Origin of the sequence: Phocaeicola sp. HCN-40430, assembly GCF_037890285.1 — a bacterium.
GTDB classification, from domain to species: Bacteria; Bacteroidota; Bacteroidia; order Bacteroidales; family Bacteroidaceae; genus Phocaeicola; species Phocaeicola acetigenes.
Genome location: NZ_JBBKBS010000001.1, coordinates 118317 through 140873 on the forward strand (window position 1 = coordinate 118317; position 22557 = coordinate 140873).

Consider the following 22557-nt stretch of genomic DNA (forward strand, 5'->3'; position numbering starts at 1 on the left):
TTAATTTAAAGTTTTATTATTTTTGCATTAATAGGAGTCGAAAACCAGTTTGTAGTGTAGAAAAAGATAACTTGAATGATGAATTCTGTTAATATAAAAGAAATTCTGGTTTAAAACATGTTAAGCTGAATATTTTGTAATAGTTAGGCTGTTAAATTTGCCCCTATGAAAAAGTCAACTATTTGGATATTAGGTATTGTGATGGGCCTTTCTTTTCTTAGTTTGCTTTATTTGCAGGTAAGCTATATCGAAGAGATGGTCAAGATGCGCAAGGAACAGTTCGAAGAGAATGTAGGACGAAGTCTTGCTCAGGCTGTTCATAATTTAGAGTTGGTAGAAACAAAGAAGTATCTTGAAAAAGATATTGCAGCTACCGGACGTGCCGGACAGTTATCGCCTGTAGGACGAGTGTTGGATCAGACAGATAATTTAGTAGAGCAGCATCGTTATAAGATTACAGCTCCTGATGGTACGACTATGTATTCTACTTTTGAATTGAAAGCGATTACCAATCGTCCTTCCAGTGTTCCTAAAGTGGTAATTTCAACAGGAAAGAATATTCCTCAAACTTCTCGTGCATTGCAGGAAATCTTAAAGGAGCGTTATATTTATCAGCGTGCTTTGCTTGATGAGGTAGTTTATAACATTCTTTATACAGCAAGTGATAAGCCTTTAAGAGAACGTGTGAATTTTAATCAGTTGAATCATTTTCTGAAAGCAGAGCTGTTAAACAATGGAATAGATATTCCTTATCATTTTTCTGTGACTGACCGTAATGGTAAAGAGGTGTACCGTTGTTCTGACTATGTGTACGATAATGAGAAAATCTATTCGCGTCTGCTCTTTGAGAAAGATCCTCCAGCAAAAATGGGATTTGTAAATGTGTTCTTCCCTACTATCAATAGCTATATCTTCAGTTCGGTAAGATTTATGATTCCCTCTCTTATCTTTACCTTGGTATTGCTGGTGACCTTTATCTTTACCATTTATATCATTTTCCGGCAGAAGAAACTGACAGAGATAAAGAATGATTTCATTAATAACATGACGCATGAGTTTAAGACTCCGATATCTACCATATCACTGGCTGCGCAGATGTTGAACGATCCTGCTGTAGGTAAGTCACCTGCTATGTTTAAGCATATATCGGGTGTTATTAATGATGAAACAAAGCGCTTGCGTTTCCAGGTTGAAAAGGTATTGCAGATGTCTATGTTTGAACGCCAGAAGGCGACTTTGAAAAAGAAGGAAGTAGACGCCAATGAACTGATTTACGGTGTTACTAATACCTTCCGACTGAAAGTAGAGAACTGTAATGGAACTTTAGATGTGGCGCTGGATGCAGATGATCCATTTATCTTTGTAGATGAAATGCATTTTACAAATGTGATATTCAATTTGTTGGATAATGCTTTGAAATATAAGAAAGCAGATGTGAATATACATCTTAAGGTTCGGACATGGAATGAATCTGGCAAATTGCATATCTCTATAGAGGATAATGGTATTGGTATTAAGAAAGAAAATTTAAAGAAGATATTTGAAAAGTTCTATCGGGTTCATACCGGCAACTTACATGATGTGAAAGGTTTTGGCTTAGGGCTGGCCTATGTGAAGAAAATCATAACCGATCATAAGGGAACAATACGTGCTGAAAGTGAACTGAATGTAGGAACTAAATTTATTATTGTATTACCTTTATTTAAAGACGAATAATATGGACGAAAAATTGCGTATTTTATTGTGCGAAGATGATGAGAATCTTGGCATGCTTTTAAGAGAATACTTGCAGGCAAAGGGCTACTCAGCAGAACTTTGTCCGGACGGTGACGCTGGCTACAAAGCTTTTTTGAAAAATAAGTATGACTTGTGTGTGTTGGATGTAATGATGCCTAAGAAGGATGGATTTACTTTGGCACAGGAAATTCGTCAGGCAAATGCAGAAATTCCTATTATTTTCCTGACCGCAAAGACACTGAAAGAAGATATATTGGAAGGTTTTAAGATTGGAGCAGATGATTATATTACCAAGCCTTTCAGTATGGAGGAATTGACTTTCCGTATTGAGGCAATTTTGCGTCGTGTACGTGGTAAACGTAATAAGGAAAGTAATATTTATAAGATTGGTCGTTTTACTTTTGATACACAGAAGCAGATTTTGGCAATTGATGGAAAGCAGACCAAATTGACTACAAAAGAATCAGAGTTGTTAGGTTTGCTTTGTGCTCATGCCAATGAAATTCTGCAGCGTGATTTTGCTTTGAAAACAATTTGGATTGACGATAACTACTTCAATGCAAGAAGTATGGACGTATACATTACCAAATTGCGCAAACACCTGAAAGAAGATGATTCAATTGAGATTATCAATATTCATGGAAAGGGATATAAACTGATTACTCCGGAACAGGAATAAGAGATGAACGATGAAATATAAAAAAGCCTGAATCAACTTGGTTGATTCAGGCTTTTTTATTTCTTTTGATTTTGAAGAAATATCAGTCAACAATACGTTTGTTGCAAATGATATAAGTAATAAGTCCGATAATAGTGAGTGCCAAAGAGCCTCCCAAAATAGTGTTGTTGTTCACATTACCGGTTGCATAAGAAGCAATCAGAATCACAGCACCAATGATGACCAATATCACTCCTAAGTTCTTTAATAAGCTTTTCATGTGTGTCTTCTGTTTTAATGGTTTATTATTCTTGGTTACAAAGAAAAGCATAATTCTTGTATCAAGAAAATTATTTTAAAGAAAAAATGAGGTCAAAATCAAATATCTTTCGCAGGTTACAGATAATTGTAACTTAATCTTTTGTATTTGTAAATATTTTCCTCAAGACGTCCTGGCTGATACGTAATTCTTCCAATGTCAGACCGTGTAATGCCTCTTTCAGAGTTTTGTTTGCAATGAAGCGTGCCATGTCTTCCAGCTCTTTTCCAGTTTTGGTAAGATGTATCAAGTTGGTACGCCGGTCCTTTTTATCCGAGATGCGTACTACGAGATGCTGTTTTTCCATGTTGTCTATCAGTCGAGTCATGCTAGGCTTGTCTTTAAACGTTGCATTGCATAACTCCTGTTGTGTTACTCCATCCTTTTCCCATAAGAAAAGCAGTACTGTCCATTGTTCGGGGGTAATATCCATTCCGTTTTGACGAAAATTACGGCTTAGTTTTCTGTTGATTGCCGCAGATACTTTTCCGTTTAGAATGGCAAAAATAAGTTGAATATCAAAATTAAATTGTTCTATCATCTAATTATTGTTTAAGCAACTATGCAAAGATACGACAGTTTTATGAAATATAGAAGAGTAAAATGAAAATTTAAGCTCTCTTATATATAGCTTCTTAGCCCTCTTTTGACCTTTTTATTGGAGGATTTTACTTGATATAATATGGTTGTGGATAAAAAACATGAAAAAAGATGCTTGTAGACAGATATTAATTTTGGATAAAAAGCAATAAGGTGTTGTATATAAGAGAAAAAAGTTCTACCTTTGCACCGCAATTGAAAAATTTATTTATTAATAATTTAATTAACGAATAGTATGAATCAATACGAAACCGTTTTCATTTTAACTCCCGTTTTGTCTGATGTTCAGATGAAGGAAGCGGTAGAGAAGTTCAAAGCTATCCTGACTCAGGAAGGTGCGGAGATCATCAACGAAGAAAACTGGGGATTGAAGAAATTGGCTTACCCAATTCAGAAGAAATCTACTGGTTTTTATCAGCTGATTGAATTTAAAGCAGAACCGTCGGTAATCGAAAAATTGGAAGTAAACTACCGTCGTGACGAACGTGTTATCCGTTTCTTGACATTCAAGATGGATAAATACGCTGCAGAATATGCTGCTAAGAGAAGAAATGTTAAATCAACTAAAAAGGAGGAAAACTAATCATGGCACAGCAACAATCAGAAATCAGATATTTAACTCCGCCTTCAGTAGACGTTAAGAAGAAAAAATACTGCCGTTTCAAAAAGAGTGGTATTAAGTATATCGACTACAAAGATCCTGAATTCTTGAAGAAATTCTTGAACGAACAGGGTAAAATCCTTCCACGCCGTATCACAGGTACTTCATTGAAGTTCCAGCGCCGTATTGCACAGGCTGTGAAGAGAGCTCGTCATTTGGCTTTGCTGCCTTTCGTAACTGATATGATGAAATAATAAAGGAGGAGTAAGAATATGGAATTGATTTTGAAAGAAGACGTAGTTAACTTGGGCTACAAGAATGATATTGTAACCGTTAAATCAGGTTATGGTCGTAACTATCTTATTCCGACTGGCAAAGCTGTAATCGCTTCTCCAGCTGCAAAGAAAATGTTGGCTGAAGAATTGAAACAGCGTGCTCACAAACTGGAAAAGATTAAGAAAGATGCTGAAGCTGTAGCTGAATCATTGAAAGATGTTTCTTTGAAAATTGCTACTAAAGTTAGCGCTACTGGTGCTATCTACGGTTCTGTAGGTAACATTCAGATTGCTGAAGAACTGGCTAAATTGGGTCACAACATCGATCGTAAGATTATCGTTGTAAAAGAAGCTGTGAAAGAAGTTGGTCAGTACAAAGCAGTTGTTAAACTTCACAAGGAAGTTTCTGTAGAAATTCCTTTCGAAGTTGTTGCAGAAGAAGCTTAATTTTGCTATCTGTAAATACTTGATAAAAGCCCCGAATAGAGTAATCTGTTCGGGGTTCTTTTTTTATATATAGTTGTATCTTGAAAAAATAAGCTATGTATTCAAAGAGAAAAAGTAGATAATCCAGACTTCTTTGGTAGTATCTAGAATTTTCGCATAACCATTTTATGGCTGTATACGAAACGATGAAAATTTCAGTCTGGTAGAAAAAGAAATTCTTGAAAACAGTTTTTCAAGTAAAGTAAAATCTATTGGAAATGAATATTGGAGAAAGAAAAATAAAGAGAAAACTGTTAGGAGCCTACGTATGGACATAAAAAAAAGTCTGTGTGCTAAGCACTCAGACTTTCAATTCTCTCTACTGTTCGTAAATTATTCAGCAACTACTGAGTCAGTAGCAACAGTGTCAGCAACAGCAGCAACTGTGTCAGCTACTACAGTTTCTTCTACTACAACTGCTGAAGAATCAGCTGCTTCAGAGTTTGCTTTCTGGTTACCACCGCAAGATGCGAAAGATACAGCAACGAATGCTACGAACAAGAATACTAATTTTTTCATTTTCTTTGCTTTTTAATCTGTAATACTTAGTTGTTTTCTTAAAACGATGCAAAGATATAGACTTTTCTGATACGTTGTTCTCCAACATGCAACTTTTTTTCAAAAAAATATGTTTTAAAATATGTTTTTATGTTGTAACCCCACTTTGGGGGCTTCTGTTCAAAGAATAATGAGTAACTTTGTATACTCAATGTATATCTATAACGGAGTTTAAAAAAATGATTGATACAACTATATTTCAGGATAAAAAAGCAGTCTATTATACTTTAGGCTGCAAATTGAATTTTGCTGAAACATCTTCTATCGGAAAAGCTTTAAAAGAAGCCGGAGTACGTACCGTACGTAAAGGAGAGAAAGCAGATATTTGCGTAATCAATACTTGTTCGGTGACGGAGATGGCTGATAAGAAATGTCGCCAGGCTATTCACCGCCTGACAAAGGAACACCCCAATGCTTTTGTGGTGGTAACTGGTTGCTATGCACAATTGAAACCAGGACAAGTAGCCGATATAGAAGGTGTGGATCTGGTGTTGGGAGCAGAACAGAAAGGTAATTTAATGGATTATCTTGGCGATTTGACTAAGCATGAACATGGAACAGCTGTGACTACAGCTACCAAAGATATTCGTACTTTTGCACCTTCCTGTTCAAGAGGAGACCGTACACGTTATTTCCTGAAAGTACAAGATGGTTGTGATTACTTCTGTTCGTATTGTACAATTCCTTTTGCGCGTGGAAGAAGCCGCAATGGTAAAATTGCAGATTTGGTAGAACAGGCTCGTCAGGTAGCAGCCGAAGGAGGAAAGGAAATTGTATTGACTGGTGTCAATATTGGTGATTTTGGAAAATCTACAGGAGAGACTTTCTTCGATTTGGTGAAAGCATTGGATGAGGTAGAAGGAATTGAACGTTATCGTATTTCGTCCATTGAGCCTAACTTGCTGACGGATGAAATTATTGAATATGTATCGCGTTCCCGTCGTTTTATGCCACATTTCCATATTCCTTTGCAGTCTGGGTCGGACGAAGTCTTGAAATTGATGCGCCGTCGTTACGATACAGCTTTGTTTGCGTCGAAGATAGCAAAAATCAAGTCGCTGATGCCGGATGCTTTTATTGGAGTAGATGTCATCGTAGGAACAAGAGGTGAACTTCCTGAATATTTTGAACAGGCCTATGAATTTATAAAAGGATTGGATGTCACTCAGTTGCATGTGTTTAGCTATTCGGAGCGTCCTGGAACACAGGCTTTGAAGATAGACTATGTGGTATCTCCGGAAGATAAGCATGCACGTAGCCAGCGTCTTTTGTCCTTGTCGGAAGAAAAGACTCATGCTTTTTATGCCCGTCATATTGGTCGTGAAGCTACAGTGTTGATGGAAAAATCGAAAGCCGGGGCTCCAATGCATGGCTTTACAGATAATTATATCAGAGTAGAGCTGGAACACGATGATGCGTTGGACAATCGTCTCGTTCGTGTTCGTTTGGGCGAATTCAATGAAGATGGAACATCTTTGAAGGGAACAATCCTATGACAAAAGTTGCAGTAGTCATATTAAATTGGAATGGAGCAGAAATGCTCCGTCGTTTTTTGCCTTCTGTGATAAGTGGTTCTCAAGCAGAAGGAGTGGAGATTTATGTGGCTGATAATGCTTCCACCGATGATTCATGTCGTGTGATAGAAGAAGAATTCTCTAGCGTACGTCTTATTCGTTTGGACCGCAATTATGGTTTTGCCGATGGATATAATAAAGCTTTGTCGCAGATAGAAGCCTGCTATGCAGTACTTTTAAACAGTGATGTGGAAGTAACTCCAGATTGGCTATCTCCTCTTGTAAACTATCTTGATGCACACCCTGATGTAGCAGCCTGTCAACCTAAGATTTTGAGTTTCAGAGAAAAGAAAAAGTTTGAATATGCAGGTGCTTCGGGAGGATTTCTCGATAAATATGGATACCCGTTTTGTCGTGGCCGTATTTTCGATAAAGTAGAAGAGGATAGAGGACAGTATGATTCGGTTTCTCCTGTTTTCTGGGCTACTGGTGCAGCTTTGTTTATCCGTTTATCTGTTTATCGTGAAGTAGGAGGGCTTGACGGACGTTTCTTTGCCCATATGGAAGAAATAGATTTATGCTGGCGTTTACGTAGTCGGGGGTATCAGATTTTCTGTATTCCATCCAGTACGGTATACCATGTAGGTGGAGCTACCTTAGAGAAAGAAAATCCGCGTAAAACTTATCTTAATTTTCGCAATAATCTGCTGATGCTCTATAAGAATCTTCCTGTATCCGAACTGGATTCGGTGATGCGCGTTCGTATGTGCTTGGATTATTTGGCAATGATATTTTTCCTGTTGAAAAGAGACTGGAAAAATGCAAAAGCAGTGATGCAGGCCAGAAAAGATTTCATGAAGATGCGTCCTCAGTTTGAAGCAGATCGTTGTGAAAACTTGAATAAGACTGTCGTAAAGAATATCCCAGAGCGCCGTATGTTCAGTATTTTATGGCAGTCGAAGCTAAAGGGGAAGAAATTTTTCTCTGAATTGTAATGTTGTCTTCATATTGTCATATATACTTTGCTGTTAAGCATATATTATCTGCTGGTAAATAAATTTCATTCGGAAATTATTTATCAACAGATAAATCTCTATAACTTTATCCTTTGAAAGCGTATAACCTTACTAATTTAAGTTTTGCAATAGACTCGTTCTGATTGCATTACTATTCATTACATCTTTATTTTTGCACAAATTAAAAACAAGCAAAATGAACAACACATTCAAGAAACTGGCAAGTCTGTTTTTTTATGCTTCTTGCTGTGAGTTGTATTTGTGCACAAAATTATAAGCCGACAATAAGATTTGCCGTTATAGCTGATAGAACGGGAGGTGAACAAAAAGGAATTTTCGAGCAAACACTGAAACTGGCACAGACATTATCGCCCGATTTTATGATTAGTATCGGTGATGTGATAGAAGGATATACAACCGATGTGCAATATCTCAATGAAATGTGGGATGAGTTTGAAGGCATAAAAAGCCAGATAAAAGCTCCTTTTTATTCAGTACCCGGAAATCACGATTGTACCAATGACATTATGGTTCAAGAGTGGCTGAAGCGTTGGGGGTATATGTATAAGTACATGTACGTAGACGGTCATTTGTTTTGGTTGCTTAATACGGAAGAAAATGGAGATCTTTCTGCAGAGCAAATCGCTTATTTTGAAAAGTCACTGGAAAACCTTCCGAGAGATAAGTGGGTTTATATATTCATGCATAGACCTTTGTGGAAAGAAAATCGTGCCAATGGGTATATGAAACTGAAAAAGGTTTTGAAAGACCGCAAGAATGTAGTTGTATTTTCAGGACACGAACATTATTATCTGAAAAATACCGTTGAAGTATAGGCCATTATATTGTAGCAACTTCGGGAGGAGGAAATAGTCTGCGTAGCAATAAGCTCGGAGAATTTCATCATTTTTTCTTCGTTACAGTAACCGATGATGGACCTGTTGTTTCGAATGTGCTGTACGACGGTATCATATCGGATAGTATTGTAAACGAACAGAATGAGGAAACAGTCTCAGCATTGCGAAGTGATGGATGGGTAAATGTACACCCTGTTTTTCTTGAAACCGGTTGCGAAGATTCGGTGTCTGTAAACATTGATGCTTTCTGCAATACCGAAGCACCTTTAAAACTGGAATTGCTTTTTGAGTCCTCTGATTCGTTGCAGTTTGCAAACGATACTATTGTCAAAGAAGTAAGTAAAGGAAATAATCGTATAGTGCAGACTTTGTACAATCCTTATGGACTTGATCTGGTTGACTGCTCACCGATATTCTTTAATTTGAGAATACAGTCTGGGAAAGAAGGAGTATCTACAGATTTCACAAAGAAATGCTTAATTGAGAAAAAACATATCTGTAGTACACGGGAAAATTGGGTAAATGCTTATCCTTATTATGTAGACGAAGACTGGGACTGGAGCGGAGTAGAAGACGGAAGCTTTGACTTTTCTGTTTCACAGGATAAAAAACATATTATAGTGAAATATAAACTGACAGACGATGTGGTTAATAGTTTGTCTACTCCGCAGGAAGTACAGGACAAAATATTTATAGAACTGATTTCGGGTAAAACTGCAAATAGATATACCCGATTGGTGGTAGCAGGCGATTGTGTTTATACGGAAGACTATCGTTCTACCGGTATCAAGCAGACAGAACAGGATGGAGTCGTTACAGTTTTTATACCTAAAGCAGGATACGGAATAAAAGACAGTTTCTATTTCAATTTAGGATTCCTCGACCATGATGATGTGCGTAATCTTGATCCTTCTGTTATTTGGTGGAGACCTGTGTTTAAAGATACTTCCAACCCACAGTTTGGAAAATTTTATCTTCAGTAAAACAAAATACCATCGGTTTTGTATCTTTTCCGATTGGTTTATGATTTAATAATGTAATTTTGCGCGAGAAAATTTATATAGCGATATGGAGAAAGAAAGTCTTTTGAAAAGATATTTAATTTTTATTGTAGGTTTATATTTTCTGGCACTGGGAATCACACTAATTGTTCACTCTACTCTTGGAACGACCCCTATCTCGAGTATGAATTATGTATTAAGTATTAATACTTCCTTTTCGTTGGGAACTTGGACTTTTGTTGTGAATCTGATAATGATTCTTATTCAGCTATGGCTTACTCAAGGGCGGTATGGTACACGAAAAGATACAATAGAAATCTTGTTGCAGATTCCTTTTTCATTTATATTCTCTGCTTTTATCGATTTGAACATGTGGTTCATTCAGGATTTGGTTCCTGCCAATTATGGAATGGCAATGGGAATATTGCTTGTTGGTTGTTTGATTCAATCGGTAGGAGTTGTATTGGAAATCAAGCCAAGAGTGGCCATGATGAGTGCAGAAGGACTTGTGAAATACATAGCCCGTCGTTGTCATAAAGATTTTGGGAATATAAAAGTTTACGTAGATGTGTCGTTGGTGTGCATGGCCGTTCTTATTTCTTTAGCATTTACAATGCGCATAGAAGGGGTTCGTGAGGGTTCTGTTATTGCTGCCTGTATCACCGGCTATATTGTTAAGTTCTTGAATTATCATGTAATGACACGTAAGATGTTATATCGTCTTATTCCAGTCAGACATTGATAGATATAAATTGCCGTCGTTGATTGTATAGCCGTCATTGTCGGCTGTGCAGCCAGCGTTGACGAACGTGCAGCCGACGTCGTCGGTTTGAATGAACGAATAGAATCGTAAATTTATATCTTTGGTAGCAGGAATGTTATTTTATAGTGAGTGGAGTGAGAATAAACTCTTGCTATTCTTATTGTTATAATATGCAATCTTTTGAGTTTGTATTAATCTTCGGCATATTCGTCCAATCTATTATTCCACAGGTATTTTCTGGTTTTCTTTACAGCAATTCCGCTTAGATGGGGAGAGATACCGTACGATTCGTTTAGTAGCAGGGATATGGAATTGGCCTGTACCGTATTGCCAATACCAAAGGCTGCAAGAGATGTAAAAATACAAAAGATAATTCCCATCCATTTCAGTCCCAATCCTTTTTCAAGGGCATACATAGGTCCTCCAATCATTTTTCCTGAAGCATTCTTCGTTCTGTATTTTACGGCAATCAAAGCTTCGGCATATTTGGTTGATATACCCAGTATTCCCGTAAGCCAGCACCAGAATACGGCACCCGGACCGCCTAAAGCTACAGCTGTGGCTACACCAATGATATTGCCGGTTCCTATGGTAGCCGCCAGCGATGTGGCCAATGCACCAAACTGGCTGACGTCTCCGCTTGCATTTTTATCACTGTTGAAGGATAGTTTTATTGCCTTCAATAAATACAGTTGCGGAAATCTTAATTTTATCGTTAAAAATAAATGTGTACCCAGCAGCATGATAATCATTGGCCATCCCCATACCAATGAACTGATCTCTTTTGATGTTTTATGTGATAGATTTATGTTGATATGTATTTTATATGCTGTAAAATGTTTCTTTATGTTATTTATATTCTCCGTGTGCTAGCATAAGGGCTTACTGTATAAAGAACTGCCCGATTATTGTTTTCACAATAACCGGGCAGCCTTTTTTGTGATGGTTATCAAGGTGGGTTTTATTCTTTTTTCAAACACTCTGAAATATATTTTAGAATTTCTTCTTGCTGATCGGGATGGAACCAGGTTATTTCTTCGTCTCTTTTAAACCACGTTACCTGTTTGCGCGAGTAAATACGCGAATTCTGTTTTATTTTTTCGATAGCAAAGGGCAATTCCCATTGTCCGTCCAGATAGTTGAATAATTCTTTGTATCCTACGGTATTGAGTGAATTTAATTGTCGGTAGGGGTATACGCTACGCGCTTCTTCCAGTAACCCTTCTTCCATCATTATGTCTACGCGCTTATTGATTCGCTCGTACAGTTCTTCTCTGTCTCGTTTCAATCCTATTTTTATGATGCGGAATGGACGTTCTTTTGTGGTACGTGTACGGAAGGAGGTATATGTCTTTCCGGTCATATAACATATTTCGAGGGCATGGATCACTCGCTTGGGATTCTTTAAATCTACGATGTTGTAGTATTCCGGATCCAGCAGCTTCAATTCTGCACAAAGCCTTTCCAGTCCTTCGGTTTCGTACCGCTGAATCATTAGTTCACGTGTCTCTTTGTCTACGGTCGGAATGTCGTCTATTCCTTTGCATACGGCATCTACGTACATCATAGAACCTCCGGTCATTACTACTACCGGATTGGTTTGAAAAAGGTGTTCCAGTGTTTTCAGCACTTCTGTTTCATATTGTGCTGCACTGTAATAGTCGGTCAGTTTCAGTGTCCCGACGAAATAGTGGGGAACGCGCTTCAATTGTTCCGGAGTAGGGGCGGCAGTACCAATCTTTAAATCAGCATAAAGTTGACGGGAGTCTGCCGAAATGATGGAGGTATGATATGCTTCGGCAATAGAAAGGCTGAGTTCTGTCTTTCCAATTCCTGTAGGGCCGATAATTACAATGAGAGTAGGTTTATTCATCTGAAAAAGGGTATTGGAATTGATTCAAATAAAGCGAATAATCTTGTAATAAATCCTCTAAAGGTGTTTACAAGACTATTCGCTTGATTAAGCCGGAATGTATTAGATGAATATATCCGGCTTTATAGGTAAGACGGTTGTTTCTTAATATCTGTCTTCGTCGTAAGGATTTCCTCCTCCTCCCATATCAAAACCTTCCGGGTCGAAATCTTCCATATCAAATTCCTGATCGCCGTAGAAGTTTTCATCCAAATCGAGTGCAGCATTGGTGTTCATCTGCTGGTCGAAGTCGATTGTCTGTGCAGGAGGCATTCCTTCTTTTCTGGAGCAAACAGCCTTATCCAAGTCCTTTCCTGTGATAATTTCGGACAATTCGATAAAGAATACACGTTCGGACAGCGGATCGAATACATACAGCATTTTCTGCTTTTCTTCTTCCAGGAGTTCGCTCAAACGAGTTTCACGCATGATATAAGTATCTTCTTCCGAACTTCCTCCTCCCATGTCTTCCAGTGTAATTTCTGTTTGTTTTTCCCAGTCATCATCACAGACAAAGAAAGAAGTCATCTGGTCGTCTTTATAACCAGTACATTTCAGAATAGCTTCATGCAGTTCGTAAAATGAAGCATCAGAGTCGATTTTGATTTCTCTTAAGAAATCATCAACTTCATCGGATATGATTCTAAATTTATATACCATCTTTTTTACTTTGTTTGATGTAGTAAAGATATAAAAATCTTTTTATCGGATAATTCCTCTTTCCGAATTTTCAATGAATGAAATGATATATTCTATTTCGGGAGTAGAAGGTATTTCTTCCCGTATCTGTACCAATGCATCACTTACATTCTTTCCACTGTTGTAAATAATGCGGTATGCATTGTGGATATTTTCAATCACTTCATTTGAAAATCCTCTGCGGCGTAATCCGATTATATTGATTCCACTGTAAGCAATGGGTTCTCTTCCTGCAATGATATATGGGGGAATGTCTTTGCTGAAGCGGCATCCGCCTTGGATCATGACATATCCTCCTACCCGGCAAAATTGGTGCATTAAGACATTGGCGCTTACAATGGCATTGTCGTCGATAATGACTTCACCTGCCATTTTTGTAGAGTTTCCAATGATACAGTTGCTGCCTACGATGGTGTCATGAGCTACATGAACTCCTTCCATCAGAAGATTATTGCTTCCTACTACAGTTTTGCCTTTCGCTGCTGTTCCACGGTTGATGGTGACATTTTCGCGAATTGTATTGTTGTCTCCTATTTCTGCAGTTGTTTCTTCTCCACGGAATTTTAAATCCTGAGGAACAGCTCCTATGACAGCTCCCGGGAAAATGCGGTTATTGTTTCCTATGCGTGAACCATACATAATGTTGGCATTGGGCATGATGATATTATTATCGCCAATGACTACATTTTTGTCGATAAAAACAAAAGGACCAATCTCTACGTTTTCTCCGATTTGAGCTTCAGGGTGTATGTATGCTAACGGGCTTATCATATATCTGAGTGAATCGTTTATTATTTATTTTTTACTATTTGTGCCATGAACTCAGCTTCGCAGACAATTTTTTCGCCTACGAATACATAACCTTTCATGGTAGAAACTCCACGACGGATTGGAGCCATCAGTTCTACACGGAAAATCAGTGTATCTCCAGGAACAACCTTCTGACGGAATTTTACATTGTCTATTTTAAGGAAGTATGTAGAGTATTTTTCCGGGTCATCCAGTGAGTTTAAAACCAGCAGTCCACCTACCTGTGCCATTGCTTCTATCTGCAGTACTCCCGGCATGACTGGTTCCTGAGGGAAGTGTCCCTGGAAGAACGGTTCGTTTGAAGTTACATTCTTTACTCCCACAATGTGATTTGCTCCAATAGCAATTACCTTGTCTACCAGCTGGAACGGGTAGCGGTGAGGCAACAGTTCGCGGATGCGGTTCACATCCATGATTGGTGCTTCATTACAGTTGTATACCGGAGCTTGTATTTCGTGCAGACGAATTTCTTTGCGGATCTGACGTGCAAACTTGTTGTTGATGGTGTGTCCTGGGCGGGTAGCGATGATGCGTCCCTTGATAGGTTTACCGATTAAAGCTAAGTCACCGATAATGTCCAGCAATTTGTGGCGTGCAGGTTCGTTAGGCCATACCAAAGGTATATGGTTGATATATCCTAATTGGGCAGCATCCATGTGAGGAACTCCCATGACATCAGCCAGCTTGTCGAAGTTTTCCTGAGTCATTTGCTTTTCGTAAATTACGATTGCATTGTCTAAGTCACCTCCTTTAATCAGACCTGCATTCAACAGCGGCTCTATTTCGCGTACGAACACAAATGTACGTGCCGAAGCAATTTCAACAGGGAAGTCTGCCATATTTTCCAATGTGGCATACTGGTTGGTTAAAATCTTCGAGTCGTATGAAATCAGTGTGTTTACACTGAACTTATCGTCTGGAAGAACGATAATAGAAGAGCCGGTAGCTTCGTCTCTAAACTCAATTTTCGATTTGATGATATAGAAATCTTTAGGAGCAGCTTGTTCTTCTATTCCTACACGTTTGATGCATTCTACATATGCTTTGGCACTACCGTCCAAAATTGGAAATTCCGGACCGTTTACCTGAATCAGACAGTTATCTATACCGGCTGCATAAAGAGCTGCCAGTGCATGTTCTACGGTACTGACTTTTACTCCGTTCTTTTCCAGAACAGTACCGCGAGTGGTGTCAACTACATTTTCAGCTACAGCATCGATGATAGGCTGGTCGTCTAAATCAATTCGCTGAATTTTATACCCGTGATGTTCTGGGGCAGGATTAAATGTGACAGTCAGTTTAACTCCAGTATGGAGTCCTTTGCCATTCAGTGAAAAACTGCCTTTTAATGTTTGTTGTTTCAACATGGGCTTATTTATTAAGTTGTTTTTTTAGTTCTTCTATTTCTCTTTGCAGGCGTCCCAGTTCGCTATACATATCCGGTAATTTCTTGAATACAGCCGATGAACGTGCAAACTGTTTGGGCTCGATAGCAGGATATCCCATCAAACTGCTGCCTGACTTGGTGTTTCCTGGAATACCGGATTGGGCTCCTACATTCACATGGTCGCCTATCTGTATATGTCCGGCTACTCCTACTTGTCCGCCAAACATGCACCATTCGCCTATTTTGGTAGAACCGGCAATACCTACTTGCGAAGCCATTACTGTATGGCTGCCTACTTCTACATTGTGGGCTACTTGAATCAAATTGTCTAGTTTTACTCCTTTGTGTACGATGGTAGCTCCCATAGTAGAACGGTCAATACAAGTATTGGCGCCTATTTCCACGTTATCTTCTATGATTGCAATACCGATTTGAGGGATCTTTTCATAACCTTCAGCACTGGGAGCAAAGCCGAAACCATCGGCTCCGATAACCGCTCCTGCATGAATAATACATTGGTTTCCTACACGGCAGTCGTGATAAATAGTTACCTGAGGATATAAAATTGTATTTTCTCCTACTTTCGCATTACAGCCTACAGTTACATGTGGGTGAATGTAAGCATTATCTCCAATTTCGGCCCCTTCCTCTATGCATGCAAAGGCTCCGATATATACATTTTTACCTATTTTAGCTGAGGCTGCAACGGAAGCCAAAGGATCAATACCGCTTTTTTTCGGTTTACTCATTTCGTATAGAGTCATCAGTTTGGCAAGGCTTTCATAAGCATTGTCAACTTTAATCAGAGTTGCCTGTATATCGCGTTCGGGTTGGAAATCTTTGTTAACTAATACAATAGACGATTTTGTGTCGTATATGTGATGTGTATATTTGGGATTCGAAAGAAATGACAGTGCTCCTGGAATACCTTCTTCAATTTTTGCGAAAGTATGCACAGTTGCTTCTTCATCTCCTATTATAACTCCTTGGATATATTCTGCAATCTGTTTGGCTGAGAACTCCATAACTTAATTTTTTTGTTCTTTATATACGTGTAAAATAGTTTCTTTGTACAGTCTTGGTAAGGACATATACATTGTTAATTATGCAAATTACGTATTTTTTTTTTATATATCCGTACAAAATGCTAATTATTTCTCTTTCCTATACTTAATTCTTGCTCATATTAGATAGAAAAAAGGGATGAAATAGCTTTTAAAAACTATTTCATCCCTTTTTATGATGTAAAATCAGATGATTGAATTAGATCTGATGAATCTTCAATTGTTCTGCCATTTGCTGTTGTACCTTATGTGCTTCCTCTCCAGCAACTTGAGCAAAGTTTTCACTTTTGTCTGCATAGATGATGGCACGGCTGGAGTTCACAATCAAACCACATTCTTTAGTCATACCGTATTTGCAAACTTCTTCCAAAGAACCACCTTGAGCTCCGATGCCGGGAACCAGCAGGAAGTGATTTGGGACGATTTTACGGATGTCTTCGAACATACGTCCTTGAGTAGCGCCTACTACATACATCATGTTTTCATCGTTTGCCCATTCCTGAGATTTACGCAATACTTTTTCAAACAAACGCTCTCCTTCTGTATCTGCAGTCAACTGGAAATCGTGTGAACCCTTGTTTGATGTCAATGCCAGCAGGATCACCCATTTTCCTTCATAAGTAAGGAATGGAGTCACGCTGTCTTCGCCCATGTAAGGTGCTACAGTTACAGAGTCGATATTCAGTTCTTCAAAGAATGTGCGGGCATACATGGCCGAAGTATTACCGATATCTCCACGCTTGGCATCTGCAATGATAAACTGATCCGGATAGTTTGTCTTGATATACTCTACTGTTTTTTCGAAAGCAATCCATCCTTTTACACCCATACTTTCGTAGAAAGCCAAATTAGGTTTATAAGCGATACAGTAAGGAGCTGTAGCGTCAATAATGGCTTTGTTGAAAGCAAAGATAGGGTCTTCTTCTTTCAGTAAATGTTCTGGGATTTTCTTTATATCGGTATCCAATCCTACACACAGGAAAGACTGTTTACGTTTGATGTTCTCAAATAATTCTTGCTTATTCATATTCTGGTTGTTTTTATTTGTTTACAATTCACTTTCTTTCAGACGTTCTGCATTTTCTGCTACAATCAGATGGTCGATACAGTCTTGAATATCTCCATCCATAAATGCAGCCAGATTATAAATGGTATAGTTGATACGATGATCGGTAATACGTCCTTGTGGATAATTGTATGTACGAATCTTGGCCGAACGGTCGCCAGTGCTTACCATTGTTTTACGCTTGGAAGCAATATCATCGATGTATTTCTGATGTTCCTTATCGTAGATAAAGGTACGCAGACGTGAGAGGGCGCGTTCCTTGTTCTTCGGCTGGTCTCGGGTTTCGGTACACTCAATAAGGATTTCCTCTACCACTCCGGTATTCGGGTTTTTCCAGTTATAACGCAGACGAACTCCAGATTCTACCTTGTTTACGTTCTGTCCTCCTGCACCACCGCTTCGGAATGTATCCCATTTGATTTCTCCTTCGTTGATTTCTACATCAAAAGGTTCGGCTTCGGGAAGTACGGCAACCGATGCAGCTGAGGTATGCACACGTCCTTGTGTTTCAGTAGCGGGTACACGCTGCACACGGTGTACACCCGATTCGTATTTTAAAGTTCCATATACCTTGTCTCCGGTTACAGAACAGATGATTTCCTTGAAACCACCGGCTGCTCCTTCGTTGGCACTTGATACTTCCAGTTTCCAACCTTTTGATTCGCAATATTTAGAATACATACGGAACAAGTCGCCGGCAAAGATTGCAGCTTCGTCTCCTCCTGTACCGCCACGGATTTCAAGAATTGCATTACGGTCGTCTTGTGGGTCGGCAGGAACCAATAATAATTTGATTTCCTCTTCCAATTCCGGAATACGGGCTTCGCAGGCAGCAGCTTCTTCACGAGCCATTTCTTTCATTTCCGGATCATTTTCAGACATCATCATTTTGGCTTCTTCCAGTCCGTTCAGGCATTGCAGGTACTCTTTGCGGGCTGCCATGATGTCTCCCAGTTCCTTGTATTCTTTGGTCAGTTTTACGTATCGTTTCTGATCGCCAATTACGTTCGGGTCTGTAATCAAAGTTGATACTTCCTCGAAGCGGGCTACCAAGCCTTCCAGCTTTTCTAAAATGGTATTGTTTTCTGCCATATCACTTTATTTCCACAGTTTCTTTGCTAGTGTATTTTTCAATGTAATACTTCTATATAATATAGTGATCCATCCTGCGCTGACGAGGATTTTTATTACAACTCGCCAATTAAACCCATGCTCGCTCCAATAAAGAATCAATTCACTTATCAAAAAATATGCGGCAGCAATATAACTTATCCACATAAGTATAGCTATGCATCTTCGATAAGGTCTGCTTAGATTATCTATAATACTTTTTTGGTAAACGCGATTTTGCCAAATAGCGAATGCAAGGGCAAGTGCTGTAAATATGAGTAAAGAATATTTCATATTTCTTATTGGCTGCTGTTTTGATAAAATGGTACAGGATGCGTTGCCTCATCCTGTATCATTTTTATTAGTATTTGAATTCTCCGAATTCGCTCTTTATAATCAGTTCTTTTGTACCGTTGCTTTCTTCGATACGTCCTATAATCTGTGCATCGATATTGAACGATTTACTGATTTCGATAACCTGTTCTGCATGTTCCGGTGACAGGTAAACTTCCAGACGATGTCCCATGTTGAACACTTTGTACATTTCGTCCCAGTCAGTACCACTCTGTTCTTTGATTGTGCGGAACAAAGGAGGAACAGGGAAGAGGTTGTCTTTAATCACACGGCAGTTATCGCCTACGAAATGCAATACTTTAGTCTGTGCACCACCAGAGCAATGTACCATACCGTGAATCTGCGGGCGAAGTGCATCCAGTAACTTCTTCACAACCGGTGCATAAGTACGTGTTGGTGAAAGTACCAGTTTACCGGCGTCCAGCGGAGAACCTTCTACACTGTCTGTCAGTTTCAAATTACCACTGTAAACCAAATCTTCAGGTACTGCCTTGTCGTAGCTTTCCGGATATTTCTCTGCCAAATACTTGCTGAATACATCGTGACGGGCACTGGTCAGACCATTGCTTCCCATACCACCATTGTATTCTTTTTCGTAAGTAGCCTGTCCGTAAGAAGCCAGACCTACAATTACATCACCCGGACGGATGTTGGCATTGTCGATTACATCACTGCGTTTCATACGGCAAGTCACGGTACTGTCTACAATGATAGTACGAACCAAGTCGCCTACATCGGCAGTTTCACCACCGGTAGCATATACACCTACACCCATTTCGCGAAGTTCTGCCAACAACTCATCAGTACCATTGATAATGGCAGAAATTACCTCTCCCGGTACAAGCAGTTTGTTTCGTCCGATAGTAGAAGAAACCAGAATGTTGTCTACTGCTCCTACGCACAACAAGTCATCGATGTTCATAATCAAAGCATCCTGTGCGATACCTTTCCATACAGACAAATCACCGGTTTCTTTCCAGTACAGGTAAGCCAGTGATGATTTGGTGCCGGCTCCGTCGGCATGCATGATATTGCAATATTCCGGATCGCCTCCCAAGATATCTGGGATGATTTTGCAGAATGCTTTCGGGAAAATACCTTTGTCAATGTTCTTGATGGCGTTGTGTACATCTTCTTTCGATGCGGATACGCCGCGCTGCATGTATCGTTGATTGCTCATGAGATATAGTAATAAGTTTGTTTTATTTCTTCAATTGAATGTGCAAAAGTACGGATTATTTTGCTTATATCCATACGATTTATACATAAAACCTTATCTTACGATGCTTCCTGTTGCTATGCTTTGCCCGTTGTCGGTTAAAATCTTGGTTCTGTAAAATCCCGGAGCCAGATTTTGTATCTGCTGGGAGTGAATATCCGAGGTACGGAAAAGTTCAGTTCCCGTGACATCGTATATTATCAGGATACCGCCTGCAGGAAGGTCGGGCAAATGGTTCCATATCGGAAGGCTGTCTTCTGATATTGTCTTAAAGTAGAGCGGTTGACTTTCGTTGCCATATCGGTCTACTGCTGTCACAGCCCAATATAGTTGGGAAGATGAAGTGGTATAACAAGTTGTGTCTATTCGTGTTTCTACGATATGTTCAGCTTGTGTGATATCAACTGGATAAAAATTGGATGCATAAACACGATAGTGTACCGGTAACGTACTGTTATCAGTTGAAGGAGACCATGAAAGGTGTATTCCTTCTTTTGTTTCGTGCAAAACCGGAGTATCGGGAACCGATGGAGCAATGCTGTCTGCCCACGTCATGGGAGGAACGAAGGAAGGTGTCTGATAAAACCTGTTTTTTAAGGTACTTAATATCCCTTTTGTATTTTCCAGCAGAAAACGATTTCGGAAATAAGCTTCTCCGTCCAGTCCGCTTTTTCGTATGAAATGAATCTGACGGATTATTTCGGCTGCATCCCAGTTCTTTTCTTTGGGATGAAGAAAATAAATACCCAGTCCCGGTACTACCCACCGGTTGCTTTTGTTCTCTTTCCAGTCTAAAGCAAAAGGATAGAAATGATTGTTGGGGAAATACATCATAGGAAAGAGTGCATCGTGTATGCCTTCTTTCAGCCATGCCTGAGCATCTTGATATACTGTTTCGTAAGCATTCCACCCGTGCGAACTGTATCGTTGCGTGTCGGCATATTTCCCTACAGGCGAACTGCTGACCTTTACCCAAGGTTTGAGTGTCTTTACTTCCGTATAGATTCTGCGTACAATGCGGGTGATGTTATCCCGTCGCCATTGTTCCAAGTTTTGTCCTTTTCCATATTTGCGGAAAGTGGCATTGTCCGGAAACTGTTGGGCGCGTTCCGGATAGCGGATATAATCGAGATGGATGCCGTCAATATCGTATCGGGAAACAATTTCCCGTACCAGGCGAGTAAGGTAATCGGCAGTGCCCGGTTGTCCGGGATCCAGATACCAGCTTCCTTTGTATTGTTTACAGAGCTGAGGATACTTCTTTACGACTGAGTTCCTACCCAACAGTTTCACTTGTCGGTTATTGCCCACCGGTATAGTCACAATCCATGCATGAAGTTCCATGCCTCTTTTATGACATTCAGCTGTTGCAAATTCCAGCAGGTCATAGCCCGGATTCCGTCCTTCATGTCCGGTAAGCGATTCTGCAAAAGTTTCGATGGCAGAAGGATAAATCACATCGCCTCGCAGACGGGTCTGAAAGAGTACTGTATTGATATGAGCTTGCTTCAGCTCATCTAATATTTTGCATAATTCCTGTTTTTGTCGCTGGATACCGGCCGCAGAACTGGCTTTGGAAGAAGGGAAATCCAGCCCTCCCAAAGTAGTAAGCCACGTAGCACGTATTTCGTTTTTGGGTTGTGCGCAGAGAGGCAGGTAGCTCAACAATCCCATCAAGAATAATAAAATGGATAAGCGCATAGACATCTGTTGTTTTTGCAAAGATAGTGTGACTTTTTTATTTAAAGCCATCTCCTTCTCTTTTTTGTGACATTGATACGGCTTTGTAGTACTACAGTATAAGTTGCTGCTCTTGTTTTTATCGATTATGGTTGGAAGACCGAATTAATATTACAGAAGGATAGAAAGGAAAGTATTGTAGACATGAAATTTTGTACTTCAAAAAGGGAATTGTTATTTTTGTGCACTGACAGCAAGCGGGAAATTTTCCTCTTGTTGTTTTATTTAGTCGAAATGGAATAACAATTTAATTCTGAATGTATTTATGTGGAAGAAAATCGCTGTTGTGTGTGTACTGTTGATGGCGTGTGTACAAGTTAAAGCACAGTTTGAAGAAGGGACGTTTTTTGTCAACACTTCTCTTACCGGATTGAATTTGTCGCATAGTAAATATGAGGGAACAAACTTTGGACTGAAAGTGGAAGGAGGAGCTTTTGTGGTAGACAATCTTTCTGTACTGGTTAATTTCAAAGGTGAATATGTAGAACATGGTATGGATGAAACCACATTGGGGGTAGGTACGCGTTATTATTTGTCGAGTTGTGGAGTATATGGTGGACTGGGATTTGCTTATAAACATTTGTCGAACTCTGTCAACCGGAAAAATATTGTTTGTATGACTCCTGAACTGGGATATGCTTTCTTTCTGAATGGAACAGTTACCATAGAACCTGCCGTATATTACGATTTGAGTTTCATGAATTGTTCGGAGTACAGTAAGTTAGGTTTTAAGATTGGCTTTGGCTTTTATTTCTGATGTGCATGGGAATGATAAAAATCAGTATCTTTGCAGCCGTGTTTTTTTAATATC

Annotated in this window: 23 protein-coding genes and 1 pseudogene; 11 read left to right on the top strand and 13 right to left on the bottom strand. The window is 39.3% G+C overall.

Features of this window, described 5'->3' with window-relative positions:
• The first annotated feature begins 165 nt into the window (after positions 1-165).
• Both WKU26_RS00475 and rprY read left to right on the top strand, forming a co-directional pair.
• Positions 166-1716, top strand: coding sequence for a sensor histidine kinase (locus tag WKU26_RS00475; RefSeq protein WP_178266542.1), 1551 nt, complete (start codon positions 166-168; stop codon positions 1714-1716).
• 1 nt (position 1717) lies between these two features.
• Entirely contained in the window at positions 1718-2416 is a 699-nt protein-coding gene (gene rprY, locus WKU26_RS00480; RefSeq protein WP_340320492.1) for a response regulator transcription factor RprY, read from the top strand.
• 82 nt (positions 2417-2498) lie between these two features.
• Here rprY and WKU26_RS00485 read toward each other — a convergent pair whose 3' ends face one another.
• Both WKU26_RS00485 and WKU26_RS00490 read right to left on the bottom strand, forming a co-directional pair.
• A complete protein-coding gene (locus WKU26_RS00485; RefSeq protein ID WP_178266540.1) occupies positions 2499-2675 on the bottom strand; it encodes a hypothetical protein in 177 nt (58 codons plus the stop codon).
• Between the two features lie 133 nt (positions 2676-2808).
• Positions 2809-3255, bottom strand: coding sequence for a MarR family winged helix-turn-helix transcriptional regulator (locus WKU26_RS00490; RefSeq protein ID WP_178266539.1), 447 nt, complete (start codon positions 3253-3255; stop codon positions 2809-2811).
• Between the two features lie 294 nt (positions 3256-3549).
• On the opposite strand from WKU26_RS00490, the gene rpsF reads away from it, so the two are divergent.
• Genes rpsF through rplI form a run of 3 tightly spaced genes read left to right on the top strand, consistent with a single transcriptional unit; the run spans position 3550 to position 4637 of the window.
• Positions 3550-3897, top strand: coding sequence for a 30S ribosomal protein S6 (gene rpsF / locus WKU26_RS00495; protein WP_007563184.1), 348 nt, complete (start codon positions 3550-3552; stop codon positions 3895-3897).
• Positions 3898-3899: 2 nt separating this feature from the next.
• Positions 3900-4169, top strand: a complete 270-nt coding sequence (gene rpsR / locus WKU26_RS00500; RefSeq protein WP_005841178.1) for a 30S ribosomal protein S18 — start codon at positions 3900-3902, stop codon at positions 4167-4169.
• 18 nt (positions 4170-4187) lie between these two features.
• Complete coding sequence (gene rplI, locus WKU26_RS00505; RefSeq protein WP_340320493.1) at positions 4188-4637, top strand: 50S ribosomal protein L9; 450 nt, start codon at positions 4188-4190, stop codon at positions 4635-4637.
• Between the two features lie 372 nt (positions 4638-5009).
• On the opposite strand, the gene WKU26_RS00510 is transcribed toward rplI, so the two are convergent.
• Entirely contained in the window at positions 5010-5195 is a 186-nt protein-coding gene (locus WKU26_RS00510) for a PG1828 family lipoprotein (RefSeq protein WP_178266537.1), read from the bottom strand.
• Between the two features lie 218 nt (positions 5196-5413).
• Here WKU26_RS00510 and mtaB point away from each other — a divergent pair, with 218 nt between their 5' ends.
• The 5 genes from mtaB to WKU26_RS00535 all read left to right on the top strand — a co-directional run bounded on the left by mtaB (position 5414) and on the right by WKU26_RS00535 (position 10364).
• Positions 5414-6730 (top strand): tRNA (N(6)-L-threonylcarbamoyladenosine(37)-C(2))-methylthiotransferase MtaB, encoded by a 1317-nt coding sequence (mtaB, locus tag WKU26_RS00515; protein WP_338157933.1) that lies wholly within the window; start codon positions 5414-5416, stop codon positions 6728-6730.
• Positions 6727-7743, top strand: coding sequence for a glycosyltransferase family 2 protein (locus WKU26_RS00520; RefSeq protein ID WP_340320494.1), 1017 nt, complete (start codon positions 6727-6729; stop codon positions 7741-7743). Before mtaB ends, WKU26_RS00520 begins: the two co-directional genes overlap by 4 nt.
• Positions 7744-8012: 269 nt before the next feature.
• Positions 8013-8600 carry a metallophosphoesterase family protein gene (locus WKU26_RS00525; RefSeq protein WP_340320495.1) on the top strand — a complete coding sequence of 196 codons (588 nt, stop codon included), beginning with the start codon at positions 8013-8015 and terminating at the stop codon, positions 8598-8600.
• Between the two features lie 116 nt (positions 8601-8716).
• A complete protein-coding gene (locus WKU26_RS00530; protein WP_340320496.1) occupies positions 8717-9604 on the top strand; it encodes a hypothetical protein in 888 nt (295 codons plus the stop codon).
• An 85-nt stretch (positions 9605-9689) separates the two neighbouring features.
• The gene (locus WKU26_RS00535) at positions 9690-10364 is read left to right on the top strand and encodes a YczE/YyaS/YitT family protein (protein WP_340320497.1); all 675 of its coding nucleotides are present in this window, start codon (positions 9690-9692) and stop codon (positions 10362-10364) included.
• Positions 10365-10633: 269 nt separating this feature from the next.
• On the opposite strand, the pseudogene WKU26_RS00540 reads toward WKU26_RS00535, so the two are convergent.
• The 10 genes and pseudogenes from WKU26_RS00540 to WKU26_RS00585 all read right to left on the bottom strand — a co-directional run.
• Positions 10634-11137, bottom strand: a pseudogene (locus WKU26_RS00540) (alanine:cation symporter family protein); the annotation flags it as partial.
• A 209-nt stretch (positions 11138-11346) separates the two neighbouring features.
• Positions 11347-12258, bottom strand: coding sequence for a tRNA (adenosine(37)-N6)-dimethylallyltransferase MiaA (gene miaA, locus WKU26_RS00545; RefSeq protein ID WP_340320498.1), 912 nt, complete (start codon positions 12256-12258; stop codon positions 11347-11349).
• A gap of 144 nt (positions 12259-12402) precedes the next feature.
• Positions 12403-12957: an IS1096 element passenger TnpR family protein gene (locus tag WKU26_RS00550; protein ID WP_178266526.1), complete on the bottom strand. Its 555-nt coding sequence runs from the start codon at positions 12955-12957 to the stop codon at positions 12403-12405.
• Positions 12958-12999: 42 nt separating this feature from the next.
• The gene (lpxA, locus tag WKU26_RS00555) at positions 13000-13767 is read right to left on the bottom strand and encodes an acyl-ACP--UDP-N-acetylglucosamine O-acyltransferase (RefSeq protein ID WP_178266525.1); all 768 of its coding nucleotides are present in this window, start codon (positions 13765-13767) and stop codon (positions 13000-13002) included.
• 20 nt (positions 13768-13787) lie between these two features.
• A complete protein-coding gene (locus WKU26_RS00560) occupies positions 13788-15173 on the bottom strand; it encodes a bifunctional UDP-3-O-[3-hydroxymyristoyl] N-acetylglucosamine deacetylase/3-hydroxyacyl-ACP dehydratase (protein ID WP_340320499.1) in 1386 nt (461 codons plus the stop codon).
• A 4-nt stretch (positions 15174-15177) separates the two neighbouring features.
• Positions 15178-16218, bottom strand: coding sequence for a UDP-3-O-(3-hydroxymyristoyl)glucosamine N-acyltransferase (gene lpxD, locus WKU26_RS00565; RefSeq protein ID WP_340320500.1), 1041 nt, complete (start codon positions 16216-16218; stop codon positions 15178-15180).
• A gap of 238 nt (positions 16219-16456) precedes the next feature.
• Positions 16457-17284, bottom strand: a complete 828-nt coding sequence (gene pyrF / locus WKU26_RS00570; protein WP_340320501.1) for an orotidine-5'-phosphate decarboxylase — start codon at positions 17282-17284, stop codon at positions 16457-16459.
• Positions 17285-17305: 21 nt separating this feature from the next.
• On the bottom strand, positions 17306-18415 hold the full coding sequence (prfA, locus tag WKU26_RS00575) for a peptide chain release factor 1 (protein ID WP_178266521.1): 1110 nt from the start codon (positions 18413-18415) through the stop codon (positions 17306-17308).
• Positions 18416-18794: 379 nt separating this feature from the next.
• Entirely contained in the window at positions 18795-19967 is a 1173-nt protein-coding gene (locus WKU26_RS00580) for an AIR synthase related protein (protein ID WP_178266520.1), read from the bottom strand.
• A gap of 93 nt (positions 19968-20060) precedes the next feature.
• On the bottom strand, positions 20061-21707 hold the full coding sequence (locus tag WKU26_RS00585; RefSeq protein WP_340320558.1) for a family 10 glycosylhydrolase: 1647 nt from the start codon (positions 21705-21707) through the stop codon (positions 20061-20063).
• 304 nt (positions 21708-22011) lie between these two features.
• On the opposite strand from WKU26_RS00585, the gene WKU26_RS00590 reads away from it, so the two are divergent.
• Positions 22012-22503, top strand: coding sequence for a hypothetical protein (locus WKU26_RS00590; protein ID WP_340320502.1), 492 nt, complete (start codon positions 22012-22014; stop codon positions 22501-22503).
• Positions 22504-22557: the final 54 nt, after the last annotated feature.